At 41.9% G+C, this 22,000-nt stretch carries 20 protein-coding genes and 1 pseudogene; 15 read left to right on the forward strand and 6 right to left on the reverse strand.

What is annotated here, in order from left to right; translation table 11 throughout:
• Positions 1 to 87: 87 nt before the first annotated feature.
• Positions 88 to 441 (forward strand): DUF2956 domain-containing protein, encoded by a 354-nt coding sequence (locus L3V30_RS02085; RefSeq protein WP_237308210.1) that lies wholly within the window; start codon positions 88 to 90, stop codon positions 439 to 441.
• A 3-nt stretch (positions 442 to 444) separates the two neighbouring features.
• Positions 445 to 777, forward strand: coding sequence for a DUF4156 domain-containing protein (locus tag L3V30_RS02090; protein ID WP_237308212.1), 333 nt, complete (start codon positions 445 to 447; stop codon positions 775 to 777).
• 34 nt (positions 778 to 811) lie between these two features.
• On the opposite strand, the gene L3V30_RS02095 is transcribed toward L3V30_RS02090, so the two are convergent.
• Positions 812 to 1,099: a helix-turn-helix domain-containing protein gene (locus L3V30_RS02095; RefSeq protein WP_005380433.1), complete on the reverse strand. Its 288-nt coding sequence runs from the start codon at positions 1,097 to 1,099 to the stop codon at positions 812 to 814.
• Positions 1,100 to 1,391: 292 nt separating this feature from the next.
• Here L3V30_RS02095 and L3V30_RS02100 point away from each other — a divergent pair, with 292 nt between their 5' ends.
• From L3V30_RS02100 to L3V30_RS02115, 4 genes are read left to right on the forward strand one after another with little or no spacing between them, the layout of a single operon-like run.
• The gene (locus L3V30_RS02100; RefSeq protein WP_047008853.1) at positions 1,392 to 1,742 is read left to right on the forward strand and encodes an ArsC family reductase; all 351 of its coding nucleotides are present in this window, start codon (positions 1,392 to 1,394) and stop codon (positions 1,740 to 1,742) included.
• A gap of 18 nt (positions 1,743 to 1,760) precedes the next feature.
• A complete protein-coding gene (dapE, locus tag L3V30_RS02105) occupies positions 1,761 to 2,897 on the forward strand; it encodes a succinyl-diaminopimelate desuccinylase (protein WP_237308213.1) in 1,137 nt (378 codons plus the stop codon).
• Positions 2,898 to 2,911: 14 nt separating this feature from the next.
• Positions 2,912 to 3,610 carry a M15 family metallopeptidase gene (locus L3V30_RS02110; protein ID WP_109169637.1) on the forward strand — a complete coding sequence of 233 codons (699 nt, stop codon included), beginning with the start codon at positions 2,912 to 2,914 and terminating at the stop codon, positions 3,608 to 3,610.
• Entirely contained in the window at positions 3,607 to 3,810 is a 204-nt protein-coding gene (locus tag L3V30_RS02115; protein WP_012841517.1) for a DUF2897 family protein, read from the forward strand. The genes L3V30_RS02110 and L3V30_RS02115 overlap by 4 nt, the downstream gene beginning before the upstream one ends.
• Positions 3,811 to 3,916: 106 nt before the next feature.
• On the opposite strand, the gene bamC is transcribed toward L3V30_RS02115, so the two are convergent.
• Together bamC and dapA are read right to left on the reverse strand one after the other, a co-directional pair.
• Positions 3,917 to 4,936 carry an outer membrane protein assembly factor BamC gene (bamC, locus tag L3V30_RS02120; protein WP_006741687.1) on the reverse strand — a complete coding sequence of 340 codons (1,020 nt, stop codon included), beginning with the start codon at positions 4,934 to 4,936 and terminating at the stop codon, positions 3,917 to 3,919.
• 80 nt (positions 4,937 to 5,016) lie between these two features.
• Positions 5,017 to 5,895, reverse strand: coding sequence for a 4-hydroxy-tetrahydrodipicolinate synthase (gene dapA, locus L3V30_RS02125; RefSeq protein WP_012841516.1), 879 nt, complete (start codon positions 5,893 to 5,895; stop codon positions 5,017 to 5,019).
• Between the two features lie 477 nt (positions 5,896 to 6,372).
• Here dapA and L3V30_RS02130 point away from each other — a divergent pair, with 477 nt between their 5' ends.
• The 9 genes and pseudogenes from L3V30_RS02130 to L3V30_RS02170 all read left to right on the forward strand — a co-directional run bounded on the left by L3V30_RS02130 (position 6,373) and on the right by L3V30_RS02170 (position 19,893).
• Positions 6,373 to 6,915, forward strand: a complete 543-nt coding sequence (locus L3V30_RS02130) for a glycine cleavage system protein R (protein WP_012841515.1) — start codon at positions 6,373 to 6,375, stop codon at positions 6,913 to 6,915.
• A gap of 16 nt (positions 6,916 to 6,931) precedes the next feature.
• Positions 6,932 to 7,264 (forward strand): annotated as a pseudogene (gene bcp, locus L3V30_RS02135) (thioredoxin-dependent thiol peroxidase); the annotation flags it as partial.
• A gap of 92 nt (positions 7,265 to 7,356) precedes the next feature.
• A complete protein-coding gene (locus tag L3V30_RS02140; protein ID WP_237308215.1) occupies positions 7,357 to 8,772 on the forward strand; it encodes a site-specific integrase in 1,416 nt (471 codons plus the stop codon).
• Positions 8,772 to 11,117, forward strand: coding sequence for a hypothetical protein (locus L3V30_RS02145; RefSeq protein WP_237308217.1), 2,346 nt, complete (start codon positions 8,772 to 8,774; stop codon positions 11,115 to 11,117). Before L3V30_RS02140 ends, L3V30_RS02145 begins: the two co-directional genes overlap by 1 nt.
• Positions 11,118 to 11,131: 14 nt before the next feature.
• Positions 11,132 to 13,324, forward strand: coding sequence for a tyrosine-type recombinase/integrase (locus L3V30_RS02150; RefSeq protein WP_237308219.1), 2,193 nt, complete (start codon positions 11,132 to 11,134; stop codon positions 13,322 to 13,324).
• Positions 13,325 to 13,326: 2 nt separating this feature from the next.
• Entirely contained in the window at positions 13,327 to 13,830 is a 504-nt protein-coding gene (locus L3V30_RS02155; protein ID WP_237308220.1) for a bacterioferritin comigratory protein, read from the forward strand.
• 160 nt (positions 13,831 to 13,990) lie between these two features.
• Positions 13,991 to 14,455, forward strand: coding sequence for a thioredoxin-dependent thiol peroxidase (bcp, locus tag L3V30_RS02160; protein ID WP_047886770.1), 465 nt, complete (start codon positions 13,991 to 13,993; stop codon positions 14,453 to 14,455).
• 38 nt (positions 14,456 to 14,493) lie between these two features.
• Entirely contained in the window at positions 14,494 to 15,147 is a 654-nt protein-coding gene (locus tag L3V30_RS02165; RefSeq protein WP_237308222.1) for a recombinase family protein, read from the forward strand.
• Positions 15,148 to 15,768: 621 nt separating this feature from the next.
• Entirely contained in the window at positions 15,769 to 19,893 is a 4,125-nt protein-coding gene (locus L3V30_RS02170; protein WP_237308225.1) for a hypothetical protein, read from the forward strand.
• Positions 19,894 to 20,226: 333 nt separating this feature from the next.
• On the opposite strand, the gene L3V30_RS02175 is transcribed toward L3V30_RS02170, so the two are convergent.
• From L3V30_RS02175 to L3V30_RS02185, 3 genes are all read right to left on the reverse strand, one after another.
• Positions 20,227 to 20,448 (reverse strand): hypothetical protein, encoded by a 222-nt coding sequence (locus L3V30_RS02175; protein WP_020977893.1) that lies wholly within the window; start codon positions 20,446 to 20,448, stop codon positions 20,227 to 20,229.
• A 57-nt stretch (positions 20,449 to 20,505) separates the two neighbouring features.
• Positions 20,506 to 20,658 carry a hypothetical protein gene (locus L3V30_RS02180; RefSeq protein ID WP_237308226.1) on the reverse strand — a complete coding sequence of 51 codons (153 nt, stop codon included), beginning with the start codon at positions 20,656 to 20,658 and terminating at the stop codon, positions 20,506 to 20,508.
• 96 nt (positions 20,659 to 20,754) lie between these two features.
• On the reverse strand, positions 20,755 to 21,714 hold the full coding sequence (locus L3V30_RS02185) for a type IV toxin-antitoxin system AbiEi family antitoxin (RefSeq protein ID WP_237308228.1): 960 nt from the start codon (positions 21,712 to 21,714) through the stop codon (positions 20,755 to 20,757).
• Between the last annotated feature and the right edge of the window lie 286 nt (positions 21,715 to 22,000).

Consider the following 22,000-nt stretch of genomic DNA (forward strand, 5'->3'; position numbering starts at 1 on the left):
AAGCCAGCAAAGATGAGAACTAAAGTTCATTTCATCATCTTACACAAGTAAACTAAACAAAGATTTACAATGACGTTGATGAGAAACATGAAAAAAAGAACTCCAGCTACCCCAGCGCCTTCTCAAGAAACTCAAGCCGAAGCGATGAGAATTGCCAAATCCACACAGAAACCGGGGCAAACCAAAGAGCAAACCAAGCTGATCGCTCAAGGTATCGAAAAAGGCATCGCTCAATATAAGAAGCAGCAAAAAGAGCGCAATCGTCAAGCCGATAAAGCGAAGAAAAAACAGCAACGTGAAAAGCAACGTCAGCATGAAGAAGCTATCGAACAAGACAACATCACCGACGATGCACCAAACCATGCATCAAGCAAACTGCCTTGGATACTACTCGCTCTGAGCTGGGTTGGCTTTGCTGCTTACATAGTATTGGGGAAATAGCTGATGAGACGCCTGTTACTTGGACTTTTTGTCGTACTTCTCTCTGGTTGCACGATGCCTTCTCACCTTACTCATGCTCAAAGCCAAGATGTTCATATTCGCATTGACGCTCAGTTCAACCCTGATCGATGCGAATACAAAGGCGAAGTCACCGGAAGCGAGGGTCATTGGTATAACTACATTTTCATGACCAATGACGCGATGATGCAAGGCGCAATGAATGATTTAAAAAACAATGCCGCGGCTATCAATGCGGACACCGTTTTTATGGTCTCCCCACAAGATTTTATCACCTCATTTAGCGTACTGGGCTCCGCTTACCGCTGTAATGGGTGACGCCTGAATATGAAAAAAGCCAGCAATTGCTGGCTTATGCACGAAATCCAAGACTGCTAGCGATATCTCTCTCCCGCTCTAGAACCCATTGGCTATCAAAAGGTCCCCAATCTGAAAGTTGATAATAGCCGTCATTATGACGTCGGCCATCTTGAACGAATATGAGTTCAATGCCGATCCCAGGTAACGCCTTGAGTACATCTTGAATTGTACGACGAGGCCACCCCGTTTTTTCGATCAACTTTGGCACATTCGGCCTTTCTAGGTTTTCCACCAACAAGGCCAAATATAGCCGCCTTGCAAAAACAGGACTCAATTCCATTGACACCTCCTAAAATTGTGCTGATTCATTATTTCGTTTTTGCTCAGCGAGATGTTGCGTTTGATCAATAACTCGACTTTTCCATTTGATTTAGACGATTTTTTATTCGATTTATAGTGAATTCATCGTAAATAAGTTACGTAACATCAGTTATCTCAATCTATCTGAAAATATTTTCCACCGCATTTTGTCAGTTTGATTGCTTCTTGATAGGATGCTATAGCAGCCCAAATCACTTAAGTGCGTCTTAACCGCGCCAGTGAAAAATAGAACAAAGAAAAAAGGAAACACTATGTCGATTACCATGTTTGGTATTCCCAACTGCGATACGATCAAAAAAGCCAAAAAATGGTTAGAAGCTGAGGATATTGCTTACGACTTCCATGACTACCGTAAGCAAGGCGTTGATGTAGCTATGGTAAGCGAATTTTGTCGCGCTTTAGGTTGGGAACAGGTGCTCAACAAACGTGGCACGACCTACCGCCAACTGACACAAGAACAGAAAGACACGCTTAACGAAGAAAACGCGATCGCTCTTTTGGTAGAAAATCCGGCGATGATCAAGCGCCCAATTTTAAAAGTGAATGATCAACTTCATATCGGTTTTAAAGCTGATCAATACGCTACCATTTTCAACTCTTAAATAAAGGAATACTCAAGGATGACAGACAGTCCAGTATTGGCACTTGCTAAAGATCTGATCAGTAGACAATCTGTAACGCCGGAAGACGCAGGTTGTCAGGATTTGATGATCGAGCGCTTAAAAGCACTCGGGTTTGAAATTGAAGTAATGGTGTTTGAAGACACCACGAACTTCTGGGCTCGCCGTGGTTCAGAAGCGCCACTATTTGCATTCGCTGGCCACACCGATGTGGTACCTGCTGGCAAACTGGAGCACTGGGATACACATCCGTTTGAACCAACTATTATTGATGGTTACCTACACGGTCGCGGTGCAGCGGACATGAAAGGGTCGCTAGCTGCTATGGTTGTTGCTGTCGAACGCTTCATTGCAGAGAACCCAGACCACAAAGGCTCAATCGGCTTTCTAATTACGTCGGATGAAGAAGGACCATTTATCAATGGTACCGTTCGTGTTGTAGAAACGTTGATAGCACGTGGCGAAAATATCGACATGTGTATCGTCGGTGAACCATCCAGCACCGAAGTGGTTGGCGATGTGGTGAAAAATGGACGTCGCGGCTCTATCACTGGCGATTTGACGGTAAAAGGAACACAAGGCCACGTGGCATATCCTCACCTAGCCAATAACCCTGTGCACGAGTCTCTACTCGCGATTCATGAACTCGCAACAACCGAGTGGGACAAAGGAAATGATTATTTCCCACCAACCAGCTTCCAGATCCCGAACGTATCGGCTGGCACTGGTGCGTCTAACGTCATTCCTGGCGAGTTCCATGTTCAGTTCAACCTACGTTTTAGCACCGAGCTTAACAATGACGCAATTGTTCAGCGTGTTACCGAAACATTGGACAAGCATGAGCTGGACTACGAACTAAAATGGACATTCAACGGTGACCCATTCCTAACCGATACGGGTGCACTGCTAGACGCAGTTGTTGCTGCTGTGGCCGAAGTCAATGATACGAAGCCAGCGCTACTTACAACTGGCGGTACGTCTGATGGTCGTTTTATTGCTCGAATGGGAGGTCAAGTCGTAGAGTTAGGCCCTGTTAACGCTACGATTCATAAAGTGAACGAGTGTGTGAAAGTCGACGATCTTGAAAAGTTGACGGACATGTACGAAAACACGTTGAAACACCTATTGGCGAAGTAATCAGCGAGAACACCATGACACCAGAGCAACTCACCGGCACCACAGATTCTCATCTGCAATCCACTTTAGTGGGTCAAAAAGCGTTTCTACTCCACCCTGAAGTAGCTGACGATCTGCTAAAGATGATTGAAGCGGCAACAGAAGCAGGTTTCAAAATGGAAATCGCCAGTGGTTTTCGTGACTTTAATCGCCAAAAAGCGATCTGGAACGGGAAGTTTTCTGGTGAGTTGCCAATTCTCGACGTCAACTCCCGCCCTTTAAACAAAGCAGAGTTAAATGACGAAGAGAAGTTGATGGCCATTTTGCGCTGGTCGGCACTGCCTGGAGGAAGTCGTCATCATTGGGGTTGTGATTTTGATGTCTATGCGCGCAATTTATTGCCTACTGACACCAAACTCAAGCTGGAGCCTTGGGAGTACCTTGAAGGCCACCAGCAAGCGTTCTACCAATGGTTAAAAGCCAACCTTGGTCGATTCGGCTTCTTCTTCCCTTATCAGCAAGATTTAGGTGGCGTTTCGATTGAGCCTTGGCACATTAGCCACTGCACTGTCGGGCAACAGTGCCTCGCGCAATTGACGCCTGATGTGCTCAGAAACCAGCTGATTCAGCAAAATAAGACCGACAACATTGCAGGGATTGACGTCATACTGAATAATTTGGATAACGTCGTCGCCAAATTTATTCACAATATCACGCCACCGGAGGTTCTATGATAGAAATACTCACCAATCCCTGGGTCATTATCATTGTAGTGTTGAGCGTGGTCATTGGTAACATTGCTGCACTCAAATACACTGCAAAAATGAAGTTTGGTCAAATGGATAAAAGCCGTAAGAACGATTTAGATAAGCTGAACACGTTGGATAAACAGCGCTCCGCTGACGAGGAGAGCAACAAAGACGAGCCTCGTTAGTTACACACCGACTTTATCTCGACACGCCGAATATAAGCATCAAAAAAGGGACCACTGGGTCCCTTTTCAATTATTGTGTAAACGTATCGCGTAAAGTTCGCTTTGGTTACTGCTTCACCGTCGCAGCCAATACAGGCGCTAGTGATTTCAAAAACTCTTCTTCTACTGGCTTACCAGAGGAATCGGTAATATTGATAGATGTACGGTTGCCTAAATCACCAAGCAAGAATGTGTACTTACCAGCGTCTAACTCCACTGGTTTAACGCCGATATCGTTCCAGAATTCATCATCCGGGGACGCATATTTTGCAGTGATTGTGCCCTGAGACTGGCTACGCTCTTCAATCTTAAAGCCCATCTTAGGTAGAATATTAGGCAGACGTTGCCAAAGCATGTTGTATTGCGCACGCGCGACAATCACAGGAAGCCCGCTGCGGTCTTTACCCATTGTAATTGGGATCTGTTTAACCAACTCTTGCGCTTTACGTTGTGCTTCTTCACGTACTTCTTGATCGTAGCGAGCGGTTACCAAGTTCGTCATGAACACATTGTAGCGCTCACGGTTGGTCGCCGTTACTTCTTTCACTTGATTGCCTTCACGCCAGTCAATAAGACTCACTTTAAAGCCGTGTCGACCATTTGCTTCAGCACGTACGATCTCATATCGGCTACCAATTTCCAGCTCTTCGTCTGGCGAATCCCACGTCACCCAACCCGTCTCGATACGAGAATCTGTTTGGCTTTCAACCGGAATCTCGTTGGCCGCAACCATGTTTTGTACGGTTTGCCAAACCTTGTCTAGTTCATCTTTACGAAGTAGCCAAAGTGTCACTTCACCATCACTACTGCGGTCCAGACGTGCACCAGGAATAAGCTCTAGGACTTGTTGAGGTGGACGAATGTCGACATCTTTACCTACACCACCAGCGTAGTTACCCTGAGGGATCTCATAGTTCGGGTAAAACTGTGGCTGTGCGCCTTGTGGGACATTCCACTCACCCAAATTGGGGGAGTTCAAATACTCGAAGTCATCTTTTGCTTGACGACGTTGATTGGCACCACCTGAACAGGCAGTCAATACGAATACAGCTAATGAACTTAACACTAACTGGCTTGAAAGCTTCATCTATACTCCTAAAACACCGAGGGCGCTTTGGCCCCCAGTATGAACTTCAATCCTAGTAACTCAATCTTAATAGCTCAATTTTAATAAATACCGGCGTCGGTTAACGCCTGTTCAACGATCGGCTGCGATTTTTCAGAAAGTGTGGTTAAAGGAAGACGCAAACCACCTTCTTCAATCAAACCAAGCTTTTGCGCTGCCCATTTTACTGGGATAGGGCTTGCTTCAATGAAAAGGTTTTTGTGTAGAGTCATCAAGCGTTGGTTAATCGCTTCTGCTTCTTCGTACTTACCTTCACTTGCCAAATGGAACATGTCTGCCATGTCTTTAGCTGCAATATTGTTCGTTACCGAGATAACACCATTGCCGCCAAGTTTCACAAAATCGAGACCCGTCGCATCATCGCCACTTAGTAAGATAAAATCTTCGCCACAAAGTTCACGGTGAATTGCAATTCGGTCCAAATCGCCCGTTGCATCTTTTAAAGCCACGATATTATCAAGCTTTGACAAGCGTGCCACTGTTTCTGGCTGCATATCAACAGCAGTACGGCCTGGTACGTTGTATAAAATTAGAGGCACATCACTCGCTTCAGCAATTGCCTTGTAGTGCAAGAACAAACCTTCTTGAGTTGGTTTGTTGTAATACGGTGTCACACTCAGGAAGCCAGCAATACCAGAATCAGCCAGTAATTTGCTAAATGTTACTGCCTCGTGGGTTGCATTTGCACCCGTGCCAGCAATCACAGGGATGCGACCGTCGGCAAACTCAACAGTTTTATTAACGACCTTTACATGCTCTTCAATGGTCAGTGTCGCTGACTCACCTGTTGTGCCTACTGCCACAATACCGTCTGTACCCGCTTCAACGTGGTACTCTACTAGCTTTTGCAGACTGTCAAAGTCTACTTCGCCATCTGCTTTGAATGGCGTAATCAGCGCTACGATACTTCCTGAAAACATGTTTATCTCCCTCATTTAACTCTTTCTGCATGGTACTGTAATGCGATTGAAAAACACAAGAGCGTAAACTCGCTTACAAAGTACAAATGAATGAATAATTATCAGTTGTTAGAGGTCTAGCAACTTAATTGCTCTATTTGGTTTGATTAGCGGCAATATTGATAATCGTGTTGGGCTTTCGAGTGACTTTAGAATCTATCAGTGATTTGGAAAATACTGAAGTGCACAAGCCAGGAAAATATACTCTTTGGTCGTGCTCACCAAGTCAGACCTGAGTGAATAAAAAGACCAAACAACACGCAAGCACATCATGCAAACGTTTTATTCCCCCAACTCCCTCGTTTACTGCTTGCCTCCAATCGTTCACCTCAAGAGCCAACCTGCTTTTTTGTAAACTAAAAAAAGAACTGACTCGATATTTCTCCGCAATATCTGTGCTAACATCTCTCTATTGAAGAAAGGACAAGAAGCTCATTTATGAAGCAACATCTGGTACTTACAGCAGTTGGAACGGACCGTCCAGGCATTTGTAACCAAGTCGTACACCTCGTTACTCAAGCCGGTTGTAACATAGTCGATAGCCGTATCGCTATCTTTGGAAGTGAATTTACCCTGATCATGCTCCTAACTGGGAACGCCAGCAGTGTGACTCGAGTAGAGACGCAATTGCCCCTACTTGGCCAAGAACATGACCTGATTACGATTATGAAGCGTACGTCGGCGCACGAATTGCTCGACAACAGCTACACAATGGAAGTGTTTATTGAGTCTGAAGACCGCCCAGGTCTGACTGAAAAGTTTACTAAGTTCTTCGCGGATCAACAGATTGGTTTGGACTCTCTTAGCGCCCAAACTATCAGTAAGTCGAAAATTCAACTTGATGCCGACCAATTCCACATTGCGATTACCGCATCAGTAAGTGCGGATTGTAACTTAATGCAATTACAAGAAGATTTCGATGAACTTTGTCAGTCGCTCAACGTACAAGGTTCTCTGAATTTCATTAAAAACACACTATAAAGTAAAGGAAATCACCATGAATACGCTGACAGCAGGCTCGCCAGCGCCAGCCTTCTCTTTGCTCGACCAAGACGGAAATACCGTTTCTCTCGAAGACTTTAAAGGCAAGAAAGTACTTTTCTACTTTTACCCTAAGGCGATGACGCCGGGTTGTACTACACAAGCAAAAGGTCTGCGTGACATCAAAGCTGAATTAGATGCGCACAACGTGGTTGTACTTGGCGTAAGCATCGACCCTGTAAAACGCCTAGGCAAATTCATCGAGCGTGATGATTTAAACTTCACCCTACTTTCTGACGAAGATCATGCCGTTGCAGACCAATTTGGCGTTTGGGGCGAAAAGAAATTTACCCTTAGTTAATTTTTATGACAAATAACCTTGATTGGTTTTTATGACAAAACTATCTTTAATATGTGAGTAAACATATTGAGGGTTGTTTTTTGATAGAAACTAATAATACATACTTAGACATTTATGATGACTGTTGGTTATTACCGATAAAGGTTGATACGTTAGCCAAGCTCAAAATAAGAAGCAGCACTGATACTAAATCAGGAGAAGTTGCTTTTTCAGCCTTATTAGAACCATCCTCATTAGATCCATCCACCTTAAAGCAGTTCATCAAAGAAACCAATATCATCATTGGTCGTAATGGGTTGGTTGTCTATCCTCAATCCCTATACCTAGTGTCTAAGTTACGTGGTGAAGCAAAAGTAAAAGACACTAGTTCAATTGCTAAGGGTCTACTCGCCTTTACTCGATTCTTAGATTCAACCTGCGTAGAGCAAGAAGACGAAGATGGGAATATCATTCCTCCTGAATATTTGAGCTATAAATCCTTAACCAAATATGAGGAAGAAGGAGCACCTTGGCGATTTGCTGAGTTTCTGCTTGCGAACTGCAATAATATTGAAAGTGCTAATGGCGATGAAGCTTTTAGTTTATCTACAGCTAGAAGTTACATGAGTGCCGTGATTGGATTCTATAAATGGATGCAAAAATACGGCTACATCAAAAATAACGATCGGAATGTTGTTACCCACTACACAACTGGAACTGTACATCAAGAGTTAAACCAACACGATATGTTGGCTCACACAAAATCAGGCTCTGAACGTACTTATGAAACCTCCAATATCATGAGGATGTTTCCTAAAAAAGAAAACACACCCGCCCATAAAAAGCTCAAGCCCATGCACCCTGAGCACAAGGCCTTATTTAATGAACATGTAACGTCACTCCGAAAGTCGACAGAATTAATTTATAGGCTATGCGCCGACGCAGGGCTTAGAATTGACGAAGCCATTAACTTCCCAGCTCACGACATAGGAAAGGCTGACTACAGTGATTTGGACGCAGTACCAATCAAAATAACTCGCACAAAAGGCAATAAGCCTCGAAGTGTAGAAATTCCCATTAACCTGTACCAAGAGCTAGAAATACACAAAGAAAGTAACGCACGACTTAAAAACCTAAACAAACGCAATGAGCTTTTTCTGGCCGGTGAGATTTTAGACAACACTGAATATTTATTCATTTCGAACAAAGGCACCCCCTACTCAGGCAACACCTTAGAAACGCACTTTTCAAACCTTCGAAAACAGATCCGCGAAGTGGACTCTTCTTGGTATTACCGTATTCATGATTTGCGTTCTACCTTTGCCACTCATTGGCTTTGGAAGGAGTCAAAAGAGCGTGATGTCGGCTATGACTACCTTATGGATGAATTGGCTCTATTAATGGGGCATGAAAGCACATCAACCACTGAAAAATACATTAAGTACATGAATAAGCTGGACGACCAGATCAGCATGGCCAAGGCCAAAAACCGCAAAATAAACGGAGGTTGGTCGTAATGGCGAAAAGTAAAATCGCAAGACAATCCACATCCGTTAAACGTGTACGCAACAGCCAAAATGTCGTGCCTTTGAATCTAACGCTCCCTTTCAAAACAACTAATTCAAGAAAACCAGAGCAATTCGATGTTTCTCACTTATTACATTTAGGGTGTAACAAGGAAAACCAGAAAATAGACAGCCGAGCCGTATTTATGAGGCGCTTTTGCGAGAAAGCCAACAAATATGTCAGTAATGGTAACTCAGCAAGAACCATCAGAAACACCTACGAAAATTTAAGTGCCTATCTTACTTTTTGTGATGCGGTAAATGTTGACCCATTTACGGAAAGTGGGTACTTAAAGTATGCAGGCAACGATGGCGAATTACGACATCGTATCAAGATATATCGTCCTTCAAAACGTCTATGGGAGTACACTCATGGTGATGAGTTAGGCGTTAAAGAATCGACGGCTCCAACAATGCTTTCAGCTCTGCGTAATGCGCTCGATTGGTGTGGCTTGCCTATTTCCAAGTGGGCTGTACTTCATAGGGGGTTTGCAGGAGAAAAGACGCCATATAAGGGGTACTCAGATGAGGAAGAAAAGCTTCTTGTGACACGGTTAGAGGCGTTATTCTTCACTCTTGCGCCACAGCTTATTGCTGCCAAAGAAAACAATATACCTTTACCAGAAACGCTTCCTATTATCATTGACCTTGGTTCGCATGAGGAAATAATTCAAATCCCAACATCATTGGATTCGAAAAGGGGCAGAGTAAGTAAAGGTGGCACAAGTGTTAATGTTGGCGCTGCTTTTAACCTTACAATGGGCACTGCCTATCATCTGTTGTGCTTTTTCACTTCACTCAATGACAGCAACATTCGAGATATTGCCCACCCAATTAAGGTTCATACAGAAGAACGAGATAAGAGCCTACAAGTGGTAAAGGTCTCAAGCCATAAGCCTAGAGCGAACAAAGCAGTCGATGCCCTATTGGTGGGTGAGCAATTTGACATTGATAAGCGTGGTGGAGTGAAGTTTATCAAGTTACTAGAGCGACTGTCCAAGCTGTACGGCAACAGTGAAGATGGCTCTGAGTTACTGTTTACCTTGAATAATCACGCCGCCGTGAATGATACCTTTAATTTGGTAGAGCTAAATAAAAAGCTCGTTAACCAACTACACATGTTATCTCCGCATCGGGCTGGCAACCTACCTTGGTTCAAAGAGCTGTTTTATGCCTATCGAAACCAACAAGCAATCACGTTAAAGAAAACAGTTAATCATCTGGGTCGCACTGTTGTTCATAAAGAACTAAAGGCAATACGCAAAATCCATGCAGGGCAAGGGGCGACCAATAGCGCCTACTGTATTCTATCTTGCTACACCGACTTACCGCTTAAAGGGATTTTACTTCCGCTCACATACTCCGAAAAAGACAGCAATGGCAACGTTACCGTTTCTTTTAACTATAGAAATGGCATCGGTAGCTTCTTTAAAGTCTCCGCTTCTGATTTAGCTGTAATCAAAGATATTGAGCAATACGCTAATGAGAACGCAGACATGCAGCCCAAGAAATATGAGCGACTGCTTTTAGCGAGTAATCGCAATGGCGTCCCTAAAGATTGGGAGGGCATCAGCCCTATTTCAGCAGAGCTAATGCGGACTTGGTCTGTTGAACCAAACCATTACTACCTCTCTCTTCTATCGAGTCGCTGGCGAGAAATGACCAGTAACCAAGCCTATGTTGAGGGTGGGATTCAAGCGGCTCAAAGCTTACTCCAAAACGCGAAGGAAACGTTAGACAGAAGTTATCTGAACGGGCTTTCATCACTGAATAAGGCCATCATCTCTCAGAGTGTAGAGGTCGTTGAAAACCTCGATGATGATACGAGCTTAGAGCAAGCAAAAGACATAGTAGCGAAAAGGCGTGGTATTACGATGTTGTCACACGATGAGGCGAAGAAAAAGCGCGAAGAAGGCAATATTAAAACTAACCCCAACGGGCTAACTTGTAATGGGCAGCAAGTCATTAATAATGGTAAGAACACACAACGTGAAACGAACTATGCGCTAGGCATCAACTTACCTTGTGCCGAATTTGATATGTGTCACAAGTGCCAATCGGCCAAAGCGGTAGATGACATTGAGGCTATTTATAAGCTCATGTCATACATCGATGTTCTTAAGGAAATCCTTGATATGTGCCCTGATTCGAAAGGGGATATTCATGAAAAAATTGAACAGTATGAGTATACGCTAGATGGAGCGAGTGACGATGTATTCGGTGAGGCTATGAAGCGGTTTAATACCCAAGGTCGTCACCCAAGAGTTTCCATCAACCACGCGCTTTTATCCCTATAGTTACAGAGGCTCACATGATAAAACTCACTGACCTAGAACATCAAAATAAGCTTCTTAAAGCACAAGAACATGTTGGCGCTCATGCAAATTACCTAATGGATGTATTAAAGCCAGCTATTGAGCGTGGCGATTGGGATGAACTCGAAAGCCTTGACATAGGCTTTACTGTTACGGGTGAATCATTAGGCAAAATTGGCGATGATGACGCCTGGAGGAAGCTACAGCCTTATTTTGAGCCAAAAGCAAAGCAAATCAATGCCATAGCTTTTACGCTCGCTGGTAAAGTCATTGAGCGTAACCTAAAAAATCAGCTTAAAACCCTCTTACTTAAAATGATGTGGCTATCACCTCATGACCATTCGTTTTACACTATTAGCAATGCATTAAATGACCTAAAAAAAGTCATCACCCCACTGTTAAATGAAGGGTTTAATTCGCTGTCTGCTTTGGACTTTGACCGACTCGAAACGTGGGTTCTAACCGGCTTTACCGATATCGATTTTGAAAGAGACACAATTTACAACGGGTTAAATCGCCTATACAAAGAAGCGAGAGGTTTACCGTTTGAAGTTAACTTAGCCAAAAAGCTTAACGCTTCTGATTTTGGTTTAACAATCAAAGAAGCGCAGCAGTATACCGTCATCCCTCAAAGGCTCTACTATCTGGGTCTTCAAAAGTCGGAAGAACTGATTTGTGAAGCTTATGCTCTTCGTGATGAACTAGAGCAACTGGCAGAATACATCGCAACCTACTTTGATAAGGCGTATGAAGGATATGCGAAGTATCTGGTCAGTGATGAAGCCCGATTTAAAAACGGTAACATTCAATGGTATTTAGCGAAGGCTGATAAAGAAAGCAAAAAGCGCACACTGGCTTTTCAAGACGCCTTTGCCACCCTTCACTATCCTAGTGAAGAAGAGACACTGGCTCTCATGCGCCTTCATAAACCACAAATAAGGACCGACTACATTGATAGGTTCCACACCGAGCGTAACCTAACGATTGGACAGTGGACAATCACCAATCTAATAGAGGCTCAATCGCTTTTTAAAACGCTTAATGGTGGTTGTCTATGGGGGTTAATGGCTCGAACAGGAATGAGACCCGATGAGATGTATGCTCTAAACACCGCTCAGGGCTGCACAACTGAAACAATAGACCGCCAGAAGATACACGTTATTCACGCCAACCTATCCAAGACAGCCAAAGGCTCTCAATCAAAACAAGATGAGTTTGTCACAACCGAAATCGGCATGAAAGCGTATGAGGTGCTTCAAGCACTGCACACACCACTCAGAAAGCGACATCCTAGCTCACAATCGTTTTTCCATAAAATAAGAGAGGATTTCAGTGAAGTAGTCAAAGTGCAACTAGGATACCATTCTCAAGCTTGGTTTAAACATGCGATGAGCGAAGAGCTTGCGCTTACCAATGAAGACATTATTGACCTAAAAACATCTGACCCAAATTTATCGTTTGAAGTGGGTGATGATTATGAGTTTTCAGGACATCAGCTTCGTCGCTCTTTTGCTTACTACCTTATTGGGTATGAGCTTTGCAGTTTTCCGCAACTCAAACAGCAGTTTAGTCATGTCTCTATGGCAATGACTCGGCACTACGCTAAAAACGCCAGTAAATTCCAAAAAATCCGACAAAAGAAAAAGACACTTGCTCACGAAATTGATGAGGAAAGAATTGACCAGAAAGCCCGCATCTACTTGAATATCTATCAGAAATTGGCAAACAAGGAGCGAGTTGCCGGAGGAAAAGGCAAAGAGTTTGCTAAGAACATGATGAAAATGGACCGAAATTTATTCAAGGATAAAGTAGATAACGAGATGTTATCTCTAAACTATTGGAAAAAGCAAATTCGAACTCAAAACCGACACATTCATGCTGTTGCGCCAGGGATATACTGTACTTCGACGACCTGTGGTTTAAGAACGCTCGTTAACCTAATGGAATGTGTAGACTGCAAGAATGACTACATCGTTGATGCCGTATTTGCTGAAGCAAAGCGAAAAGAAGCCGAAATTCACATGCTTTATGATATTGAAAACAACGAACTCACTCCTCAAACCGCCTCTGAATCTTACATAAAAGTTCAAGCTGCTGAACGCATTATGGATGATTTAGGTATCGACTTTGAGCCTGTCATTTTCCCTGATGAAGTTAAGAACTTACTCATCCCATACGGAGTGATTTAATAATGTCACAGATAACCAAAAATAAGCTAATCAAAGCATTGGAAAGGCTACTGGATGGTGATGTAGCGAAGTTCACATCGAGAGAGCTGCGCAATAAAGCGCGAAAGGGCAAGCTCAAAATCAACAATAGCAATGTTGAAAAAGAAGCGGGCCTTTCCGCTGGCGCACTCAGAAGGCATAGCGACGTTGTTTTAATGATAAAAAATAAATCATTAGAAGTACAAGTTGCTCAGGATGAAACCGCTGACTCCCCTATTGAAGTGCTTCAAAAAGAAATAAAAGCACTCAAAGGAGAAAGAGCACAGGCAAATAAGAAGAAAAAAGAGTATTACGACGAAGCTCAAAGCCATAAAGATGCGTTAGCTGTTCAAGCAGCCACTCATATTAAGGTCGTTCAAGCACTAATGGAGATGTTACATGAAAGTCAGCGAGAAAAGGCAATGGATAAAATCGTATCGGCTCGTTCAGACAATGTTATTGCTCCCCAATTTAGAAAACCAAAGTAGCGCTGCAACTAAAAAATCGTCCTGTTTAGTGTAATCACTAGACAGGACACTAAATTAACGATAAAAACGTACACTCTAACGTAATAAAAATGCACTAAAAAGGACGTAGCGAATAACGCTACGCCACATACCATTAATTGAGAAAGTAAGGACAAAACCAATGGCAATCGAAGCTGGACAAATCGCACCAGATTTTACCCTAAATGACCAAGACAATAACCCAGTGACGCTATCTGATTTTCAGGGAAAAAAGGTACTGCTCTATTTCTACCCACGCGCTTCAACACCCGGCTGCACAGTTCAGGCTAAAGGGTTACGAGATACTAAAGCTGAGTTAGATGCCCACAATGTAGTTGTTCTTGGTGTCAGCCCAGACACACCGCAAAAATTAACTAACTTTATCAACAAGCAAGAGCTTAACTTCACTTTGCTAGCCGATGAAGAGCACACTGTTTGTGAAAAGTACAATGTTTGGCAACTCAAGAAATTTATGGGCCGCGAAAATATGGGGGTAGTACGAACAAGCTTCCTGATTGATGAGTCTGGTAACCTTGAGCATGTATTTAACAAGTTCAAGACCAAAGATCACCATGAAGTCGTATTAGACTACCTAAACAGCAAATAAGCTCCCATAAGCAATTAACTCTTAACTTGGGGACAGGCATGATTGGCTACATTCGAGTATCAGATTCACAAAGAGGCGATGGCGAATCACAAAGAGAAGCTATCAAGGCGTACGCTGCTAAACGTGGCATACAAATAACGGATTGGATAGAAGAGCACGTGTCTGCCACCAAGACAGAGTTGAGTGAGTGGAAGTTATTTTCTCTCATCACCTCTCAACAAAGTATCATTGTATCGGATATCACTCGGTTGGGTCGCCATAAAGTTATGGAGCTAGTAGGTGCCATTGGTCAAATAGCCTCATACGGTGAACTACATTTAGCATACAACGACACCATCATAAGCTCAGAGAACGTTGATAATGCTGAAATCATTTTTACAGTTATTGGGCAGTCTTTTGCCAGCGCTGTAGAAGCCCAGAAGCGCTCTGAGCGAGCTAAAGCTGGTCACGCTAAACGTAAGGCCAAAGGGCTAGCATCTGGCCGTCAGAGGGGACAGAAGGTGAAATCAAGGCTTGATGAGCATACAGCGTTTATATTGAACCTTCTCGACACCAAGACCACCAAAGCTGAAATTCTTAAACAACTAAACGAACGTGGTGTATCGATTTCTAGAAGTAGATTTTACTCTTGGTTGGAAGCTCGTGGGCTTCATAACAAGAAAGCTGAGTTTCAGGTGGACATGTTCTCATAACAAGCCTAGTTTGCCTGACGTCCCTCACTTTTCGCAAACTCGTTTTTGTCCCTTTTCTTCTTAGAGTAGTTGTTCGTAACCTTTTTGGATATCCCTGTTTGATCAAATTTGTCTAGAGGTTCACTATGTGTTTGGTTGATTATAATTCAAACTTTTCGATAACCTACTGATAAGAGGAATGCATGGAACTTACACAGCAAGTAACCTTTTGGGCAAAAAGTATCTCGAATCCTTGTTCACGACATGCGAATACCTTCGCCTTAAATCATGAACTTGACAAAATAGAGTGTGGGCTTTTGAAACTACATGAAAGCTCAAAAAATTCAGCATTAGTTCAGAAAAAACTAGATGAAATTCTACATAACATAAAAGAATATCGAGTTATGTCAGAGGAAAAAAGAAACCACGACATGGTGGGTTTTGGAGCTAAAGTTGAGCACTATTGTAGCTTGTTATGATAGAAACTGATATTGCAAACTTGCTACATGTCATCGAGAGTTTCTAATGCATATGCACTTCAACTCCTGATCGCACCGAATTCAGCAAGATGAGAAACCTTACAGGCCGATTGAAAAAAGCTGGCTTAGATACAAACAAAATATAAGTAAAAAGGTAACTATTTTGGCTACGATAGATTTCAATCACATTCGATCTACACCTAAGAGTAAAAATGACAGCTTTGAATCGCTAGCGATTCAACTTTTTAAAGCATCTTGTAAATCACCACAAGGCTCTTCGTTCTTTAGTTTGCGCGGCGATGGTGGTGACGGGGGTGTAGAAGCTTATTACAAAACCCCCACAGGCGATATTCTAGGAATTCAAGCAAAATACTTTTTTAAGCTTGGCAATAGTGAATTTGGCCAGATCAAGAAATCATTAACCACTGCATTAAAAAACCATCCAACATTATCTGAATACTGGGTTTATATACCATTTGATCTAACAGGCAAAGTCGCGGAAGGAAAAAGAGGAAAAAGTGAAGTTGAAAAGTTTGAAGAATGGTGTGATGACATCAAAACTCAAAAACCGAATCTTCATATAAAACTGATTACAGCTGAAATATCTAGACAGCAGATATTAGAAATAGACAAAAGTGGTGGTTTTGTAGCCTACTGGTTTAACGAAAACACATTAACATCTCAGAAGATACAAAACTGTATTGACTCAGCAGCAGCCTTCGCTGGTCCAAGGTATTGCAGTGATTTAGATATAATTACAGAAGCCCATGATGCTTTAGATTCTTTTGGAGAAGTTTATGATTTTAAACAGTGGCTCGTTAATATTTGGAAACCATTAAAAATCAGCTTCAGGACAAAAGCTCAATATTCAGAAAAGGTATTCTCCCAGACACCTGAAAGCGAGAGAGTACAAGCCATACAGCTACTAGAAGTACTTCTAGAGAAAACTTCTAGTAAGCACAACATTATTGACCAAACAGTTATTTGTTCAACTTTAGATACCATAAGATCACTTAAGCCGCTCTGTGAAAATGCTATAAGGCAGCAAGAGAATAAGTTTTTTGCAGAACACGGTGAAGGTAATGATACGCCTTCATTTAGACAATTCCAGGCTGAATATATGTGTGTATTCCCTGCTGAGAACCTAGATGCCTCGAGGGAATTACTTGCTTCGATAATAGATATTGAAAATTCTCTCAACAGCCCTCTGATTCAGTCTTGCCACGCTCGATCTTTCCTACTAACCGGTCCAGCTGGTGCAGGCAAGACACATTCTATCGTAAGTTTTGCGAAGAGAAGACTCGACAAAGGCGCTCATACTCTAGTGCTATTTGGAGAAGATTTTGATAACGCGGAACCTTGGGATGTAGTAAGAAGCAAACTAGGCTTTGGATCCGATGTTGGTCGAGACAAATTACTATCTTGTCTTCAAGCAAGTGCTCAAGCCAATAACCATTGTTTTGTTATTGCTATCGATGCGTTAAACGAAGGAGCCAAGGCAAGAAAGTGGAAAAACAAACTGCCAGAATTAATCCAACAACTAAATGAATATCCTCGTATCAAGATTGTTGTGTCTAGTCGCGATATATATGCCAATTTAGTTGTTGATGAACGATTCCCTGGCTATGCATATAGTCATATTGGATTCACTAGGAATTTTCACGATGTCCTCTCTTCGTTCTCTCAACGCTACAATGTTGAAAGTGAGATAACACCTATTTTTACAGATGAGCTACGAAACCCATTACTCCTACATTTGGTCTTCAAAACTCACAAGTCGGAGGACTCTTGTTCTCTTGATGTATCGACTAGTGGCTTCTCAACCATTTTTTCTAAACACCTCAAGCAAATCGATGACTCATTGAGAGAGCGATTAGACTACGTTACTCCTAAAAATATCGTTAGAGCGGTAATGAGCAAATTGTCTGATGTTCTAGCTCATTCAGAAACCCAAACTATAAATTGGGAAACTGCCGTAAATACAATTAAACCTATTCTAGGAAATGAGCTACTTCCAGAAAGGTTTATTGATGAGCTAGTTAAAGAGCAACTACTAATTTTATCAGCAACTGACGATGAAGATTTTCTTATTAGATTTGGTTATCAGAGGTTTGGAGATATGCTGCGCGCATCTTCAATAGTTCAAACCTATCAAGAAACTGGCAATAGTGATCTATCAATCCTTGCAGGAAAGCTGGCGATTTTAACAGATATGGATAGTGGCGTCTTAGAAGCTCTTGCAAGCATTCTCCCTGAAGAGATCGGTATCGAAATCACAGATAGCCGCTTAGACTTAGACACCGATTTAGCACATAGCCTTTTTGTAAAGTCACTAACTTGGCGTTCAAAACAAAGTGTTACCCCTGCAATTGAAAAACATATGTTTGGGGCATTAAGAACAGGCGGATTGTGGCAGACAGTTTTTGAAAGCTTATTCCAACTATCTATAGTTCCAAGCCATTATCTTAACGCAGAAAGTTGGTTCAAAGAATTTCAATGGCGACAAGACTCTCCATCAAGAGATACCTACCTTTCTATCGCCTTATCAGAGTCATATAATAAGAAAGGTGCAATTTGGTTTCTAATTGAAGCTTTGGAGAAAATAGAAGCAACCAATTGGCCCGAAGAAAGTTATAAATTAGCATCCTCAGCTTTACTTTGGTGTTGTTCAGCTACGGATCGACGAGTCAGAGATCAATCAACAAGATGCCTTGGCTTGCTTTTTAAACAATACCCTGTGATATGCCAGCATGCAGTAAACACGTTTACAGGGTGTGACGACGACTACATACTTGAAAGCCTGATTCAGGCTATGTATACGTCCTGCTTGCTTTCACCTGAGTCAGCTGAGGACTTTGTACAGCCATTAGATAGATATATTAGAGAAAATAGCGGTTCAAATAACATTTTGATTCGCGAGCACTCCCAGCTATTGAGGCAGGAGCTTGTGAAACTAGGGATTGAAGAAGACAGAATATCAAATCAATATGTAACTCCTTCTCTACCATTAACATGGCCTATTCTAAGCGATGTGCAAACCTTGCTTACACTAGAAAATTTGCCCTCAAACATGCGCCTATGGGGTGATCAATTAGGTCCTGACTTTTGGCGTTATGTAGTTGAATCAAGACTTAGAGTCTTTGACCTACAATCACAGAACATAACTCTTGAGAATGTTGCTTGCTGGATTATGAGAGAGGCCGAATATATCGGCTATCCCGGATATGGTAATGGAGCCCTCAAACATGACTTGGCGACTCTTCATAAGTATGGAAGAGGAAGAGCAAAACCTGGCTATGCAGAAACCATCGGCAAGAAATGTTATTGGGTTGCTTTTCATCGATTGATAGGTCTGTTGGCTACCAATGTAGCAACGACCCAATCTCGTTGGGAGCCACAATTAACCTCTGATAGATTCTGGTCATTAGAACTTAGAAAGGCTGATATATCAGACATAAGAGATTTGTCATCAAAGCAAAAGTACCCTCTTAGAAACCTAATAATACAAGATCTTGAGCTGCCAGAAAGTAATGTGAACTTTTGGTTGCAGACTGATGATTATTTCGTCGCAAGCAACGTACTTGTCTTGAATGACGAGAGCGGTACTACGTGGATTAACTTGAGTTTTTATTCAGAGGTTCACGCTAAACGAGATGAGGACGACGTCTCGTTCGACGCTGAAAGCTTCCTTAGTATATCTAGCTATCACGGTTTTTTTGTTGAACCGAGCAACACTGAAGCATTCGAACTCCACAATCATAGTAATGACCACTGCTACCGTGTCTACTTGGCGGAGTACCCTAGAAGCCCTGCTTTCAAACAATGTATTGCTGAACAAGATACGACCATTTCAGATGACCAGCGAATATTCTCTAGCATTCAACTATTGAGAGGTGGGGAGTGGGAATACGATTACTCAAGCAATGTTGAACAAAGCTCTATCAATATGCCTTGTCCTGACTTAATTGAGAAGATGAACCTTCGCTGGGATCAAGACAGTGGATGGCTCGATGAAAATCAAGACTTGGCTGCGTTTAGTCATAACATTGATAGAAGTTCTTCTTTGTTTATTAGAAAAGACACCTTAGATAGCTACCTATCTAAGCTTGGTAAATCTTTGGTATTTTCGCGTTATTGTAGAAAACAGTTCAACCGGGGTTTTGCCAACGATGCAAAATTAATGGAAGTCACTAATAGGTACATTTACACGCCAAGCGATTGCTCTTTAAAACGCATTAGCGAAGATATCGAGTACTTGGGCTTCGAGCCTAGCAAAGAACCAGAGTAAAATTTCTGAATCAAAGGGGGACAGAGTCGTTGATTTTGCTTAATTTACGGCCAAAGTTACAGTATAAACCCCGTTGAGCTTTGCGAATCCCAACACTAAGGTGGAAAGTGTTGGGATTGCACTCATTAGTTTTAGTTTCGTAAGCGCTATGTCCATGTAGCACTCCTTGACACTTTCCTCAACCTACCTGAACGCTATACATGTTCTAATCATAGCCAAGCTATTTGGCGTTGTTGGTTAACTCAAAAATGTCCATCTTTGATTCAGACCGGTTCGGTACAGCCGATGATAGAATGCACAAACTGCTAGATAACACATGAATTAACTCGCTCTCTAAGATAACGTTATATCTCCCCTACGAACGAGCATGCAGAAACGCGAGTAGTCATGGCTATAAACGAATACTCTATGAGGAACGCTAGCTCCGCTCATAAATGAATCGAATGCTGAAAGAGTAGCTTTCGGTAACGATGATGGGTCAACAACTTTCCAGGGAACGTCTGGCAGTTCGAATTCTTCTAATGTCGGCAATAAGTTTAAGTATGGGTCAGTCATGCATTTTATCCCTGCTTATAATGTTAGATTAATCAGTAGTACTTAACTTTATTTGGTTTAGGTTCTAGATGATTTCAATTCAATGGATTCTCGCCACTGCCGCGATTCCTTAACACTACGCTCAAGGTTACCGTCACTTTTAAGATGCAAACCGTTTCGTCGGTTACGAGCGGCACGGTACAAGATAGCTCTGCGTTGTTTCTCGGTCATAAAACCTTCCTTCAAGCAATGGGCCATATGGTTCGATTCGTAACTATTTTTACGTAAATGAAAGTCAGTTTTGAACTTCCTAACTTAAAAAATTCATTAAGGCAACTGATTAAACTTTACGTGTTTATCATTGATGAGATAAGCCACTTCTCTATTTCGCTCATCCTTAGATAGTAGCAACTCTGCCATAGTAAGTAACGCCAATGCAGATTTACCAATCTTTAAAGACTCACCCCAAAATGGCTTTATTACTTTAAGAGGTGGTAAGTCTTTATGTCCGATAGTGTACTTAACGGGTTGATGTCGGCTAAACAATAACATCTCGTGAGGGCGGTTGTATTTAGTAAGTTGAGCTGCGGCGACTTCTCCACCCCAAACATCTCCTGGCTGCAATAAGATATCTTCCCAATTATCAACCGGAGGATAAGTTGTCAGCTGGTGATAGCGAGCTAAGATGTGGTCATAATTTTTTAACCATTCATAACGCAACTCTAGCTCATCTAAAAACCTTCTTTGGCGTTTATTCTTTACTATATGGTTGTTTTCAATAAGGTACTTCATTGCCTTTGTAACCATACCAACCGAAATGTCAGCTTTAGATGCAATATTCGCATAGGTCTCATTGATAAGGTTCTTTTCAGCGAAAAGGGCAAATAAGCACTTCATGATACCGATGGTCATAAACTGGTGAGATTTATCTTGTTTGATCGGAGGTCTATTGCCAATGAATATGCATATGTTACCAGTCATCACTCTGACGTTTCCTGAGTCATCGGCATAGTTGATGTTTGAGTCATGGCATAACTGCCGAAGATAATCACTGAGATGATTGCAGAAAAGTATCTCGTTGGCTTTTGGTCGTCGTTTTAAATAGTGTTCAATACTTTCTTTACGGTGTATATGAGCTTGGTAAATATTAAACGTTATTGATTCACCATTAACTGTCATTTTTAGTAGTGCCCCACCTAGGTGCTTACCCGGTTCTCCAAACGTATAGATAGCGTTGAATTCTGACGGTAAGCCCATAAGATTAGGTACGTTATGTATTTTTTCCATAGTAAATACACACCTTATACATTTTCATGATTCATGAAAAAAATAAAACTATAGAGTTTTATAACTTAAAAACTTAAGATTTTCGAGAAAAATGAAAAAAACAGTAAACTTAACCAGAAAAATTTCATTAAAATCAATAAATAAGATTAAAAACATACATTCACTACGCATTTCTTGAAAGTATGAATATAACAAATAGGGAAGATGATTTTTTATTATAATAATCAATATATTAGTTCTATTTTGGGGTCGTTTTTTTTCATCTTAACCCCATTTTATTTGCGAA

Source organism: Vibrio sp. A1-1, assembly GCF_021728175.1.
GTDB lineage: Bacteria > Pseudomonadota > Gammaproteobacteria > Enterobacterales > Vibrionaceae > Vibrio > Vibrio diabolicus.

Bases quoted from the DNA above. Each gene is read 5' to 3' on its own strand.
- L3V30_RS02085 (WP_237308210.1), top strand. From the start codon at position 88: ATGAAAAAAAGAACTCCAGCTACCCCAGCGCCTTCTCAAGAAACTCAA.
- L3V30_RS02090 (WP_237308212.1), top strand. From the start codon at position 445: ATGAGACGCCTGTTACTTGGACTTTTTGTCGTACTTCTCTCTGGTTGC.
- L3V30_RS02095 (WP_005380433.1), bottom strand. From the start codon at position 1,099: ATGGAATTGAGTCCTGTTTTTGCAAGGCGGCTATATTTGGCCTTGTTG.
- L3V30_RS02100 (WP_047008853.1), top strand. From the start codon at position 1,392: ATGTCGATTACCATGTTTGGTATTCCCAACTGCGATACGATCAAAAAA.
- dapE (WP_237308213.1), top strand. From the start codon at position 1,761: ATGACAGACAGTCCAGTATTGGCACTTGCTAAAGATCTGATCAGTAGA.
- L3V30_RS02110 (WP_109169637.1), top strand. From the start codon at position 2,912: ATGACACCAGAGCAACTCACCGGCACCACAGATTCTCATCTGCAATCC.
- L3V30_RS02115 (WP_012841517.1), top strand. From the start codon at position 3,607: ATGATAGAAATACTCACCAATCCCTGGGTCATTATCATTGTAGTGTTG.
- bamC (WP_006741687.1), bottom strand. From the start codon at position 4,936: ATGAAGCTTTCAAGCCAGTTAGTGTTAAGTTCATTAGCTGTATTCGTA.
- dapA (WP_012841516.1), bottom strand. From the start codon at position 5,895: ATGTTTTCAGGAAGTATCGTAGCGCTGATTACGCCATTCAAAGCAGAT.
- L3V30_RS02130 (WP_012841515.1), top strand. From the start codon at position 6,373: ATGAAGCAACATCTGGTACTTACAGCAGTTGGAACGGACCGTCCAGGC.
- L3V30_RS02145 (WP_237308217.1), top strand. From the start codon at position 8,772: ATGGCGAAAAGTAAAATCGCAAGACAATCCACATCCGTTAAACGTGTA.
- L3V30_RS02150 (WP_237308219.1), top strand. From the start codon at position 11,132: ATGATAAAACTCACTGACCTAGAACATCAAAATAAGCTTCTTAAAGCA.
- L3V30_RS02155 (WP_237308220.1), top strand. From the start codon at position 13,327: ATGTCACAGATAACCAAAAATAAGCTAATCAAAGCATTGGAAAGGCTA.
- bcp (WP_047886770.1), top strand. From the start codon at position 13,991: ATGGCAATCGAAGCTGGACAAATCGCACCAGATTTTACCCTAAATGAC.
- L3V30_RS02165 (WP_237308222.1), top strand. From the start codon at position 14,494: ATGATTGGCTACATTCGAGTATCAGATTCACAAAGAGGCGATGGCGAA.
- L3V30_RS02175 (WP_020977893.1), bottom strand. From the start codon at position 20,448: ATGACTGACCCATACTTAAACTTATTGCCGACATTAGAAGAATTCGAA.
- L3V30_RS02180 (WP_237308226.1), bottom strand. From the start codon at position 20,658: ATGACCGAGAAACAACGCAGAGCTATCTTGTACCGTGCCGCTCGTAAC.
- L3V30_RS02185 (WP_237308228.1), bottom strand. From the start codon at position 21,714: ATGGAAAAAATACATAACGTACCTAATCTTATGGGCTTACCGTCAGAA.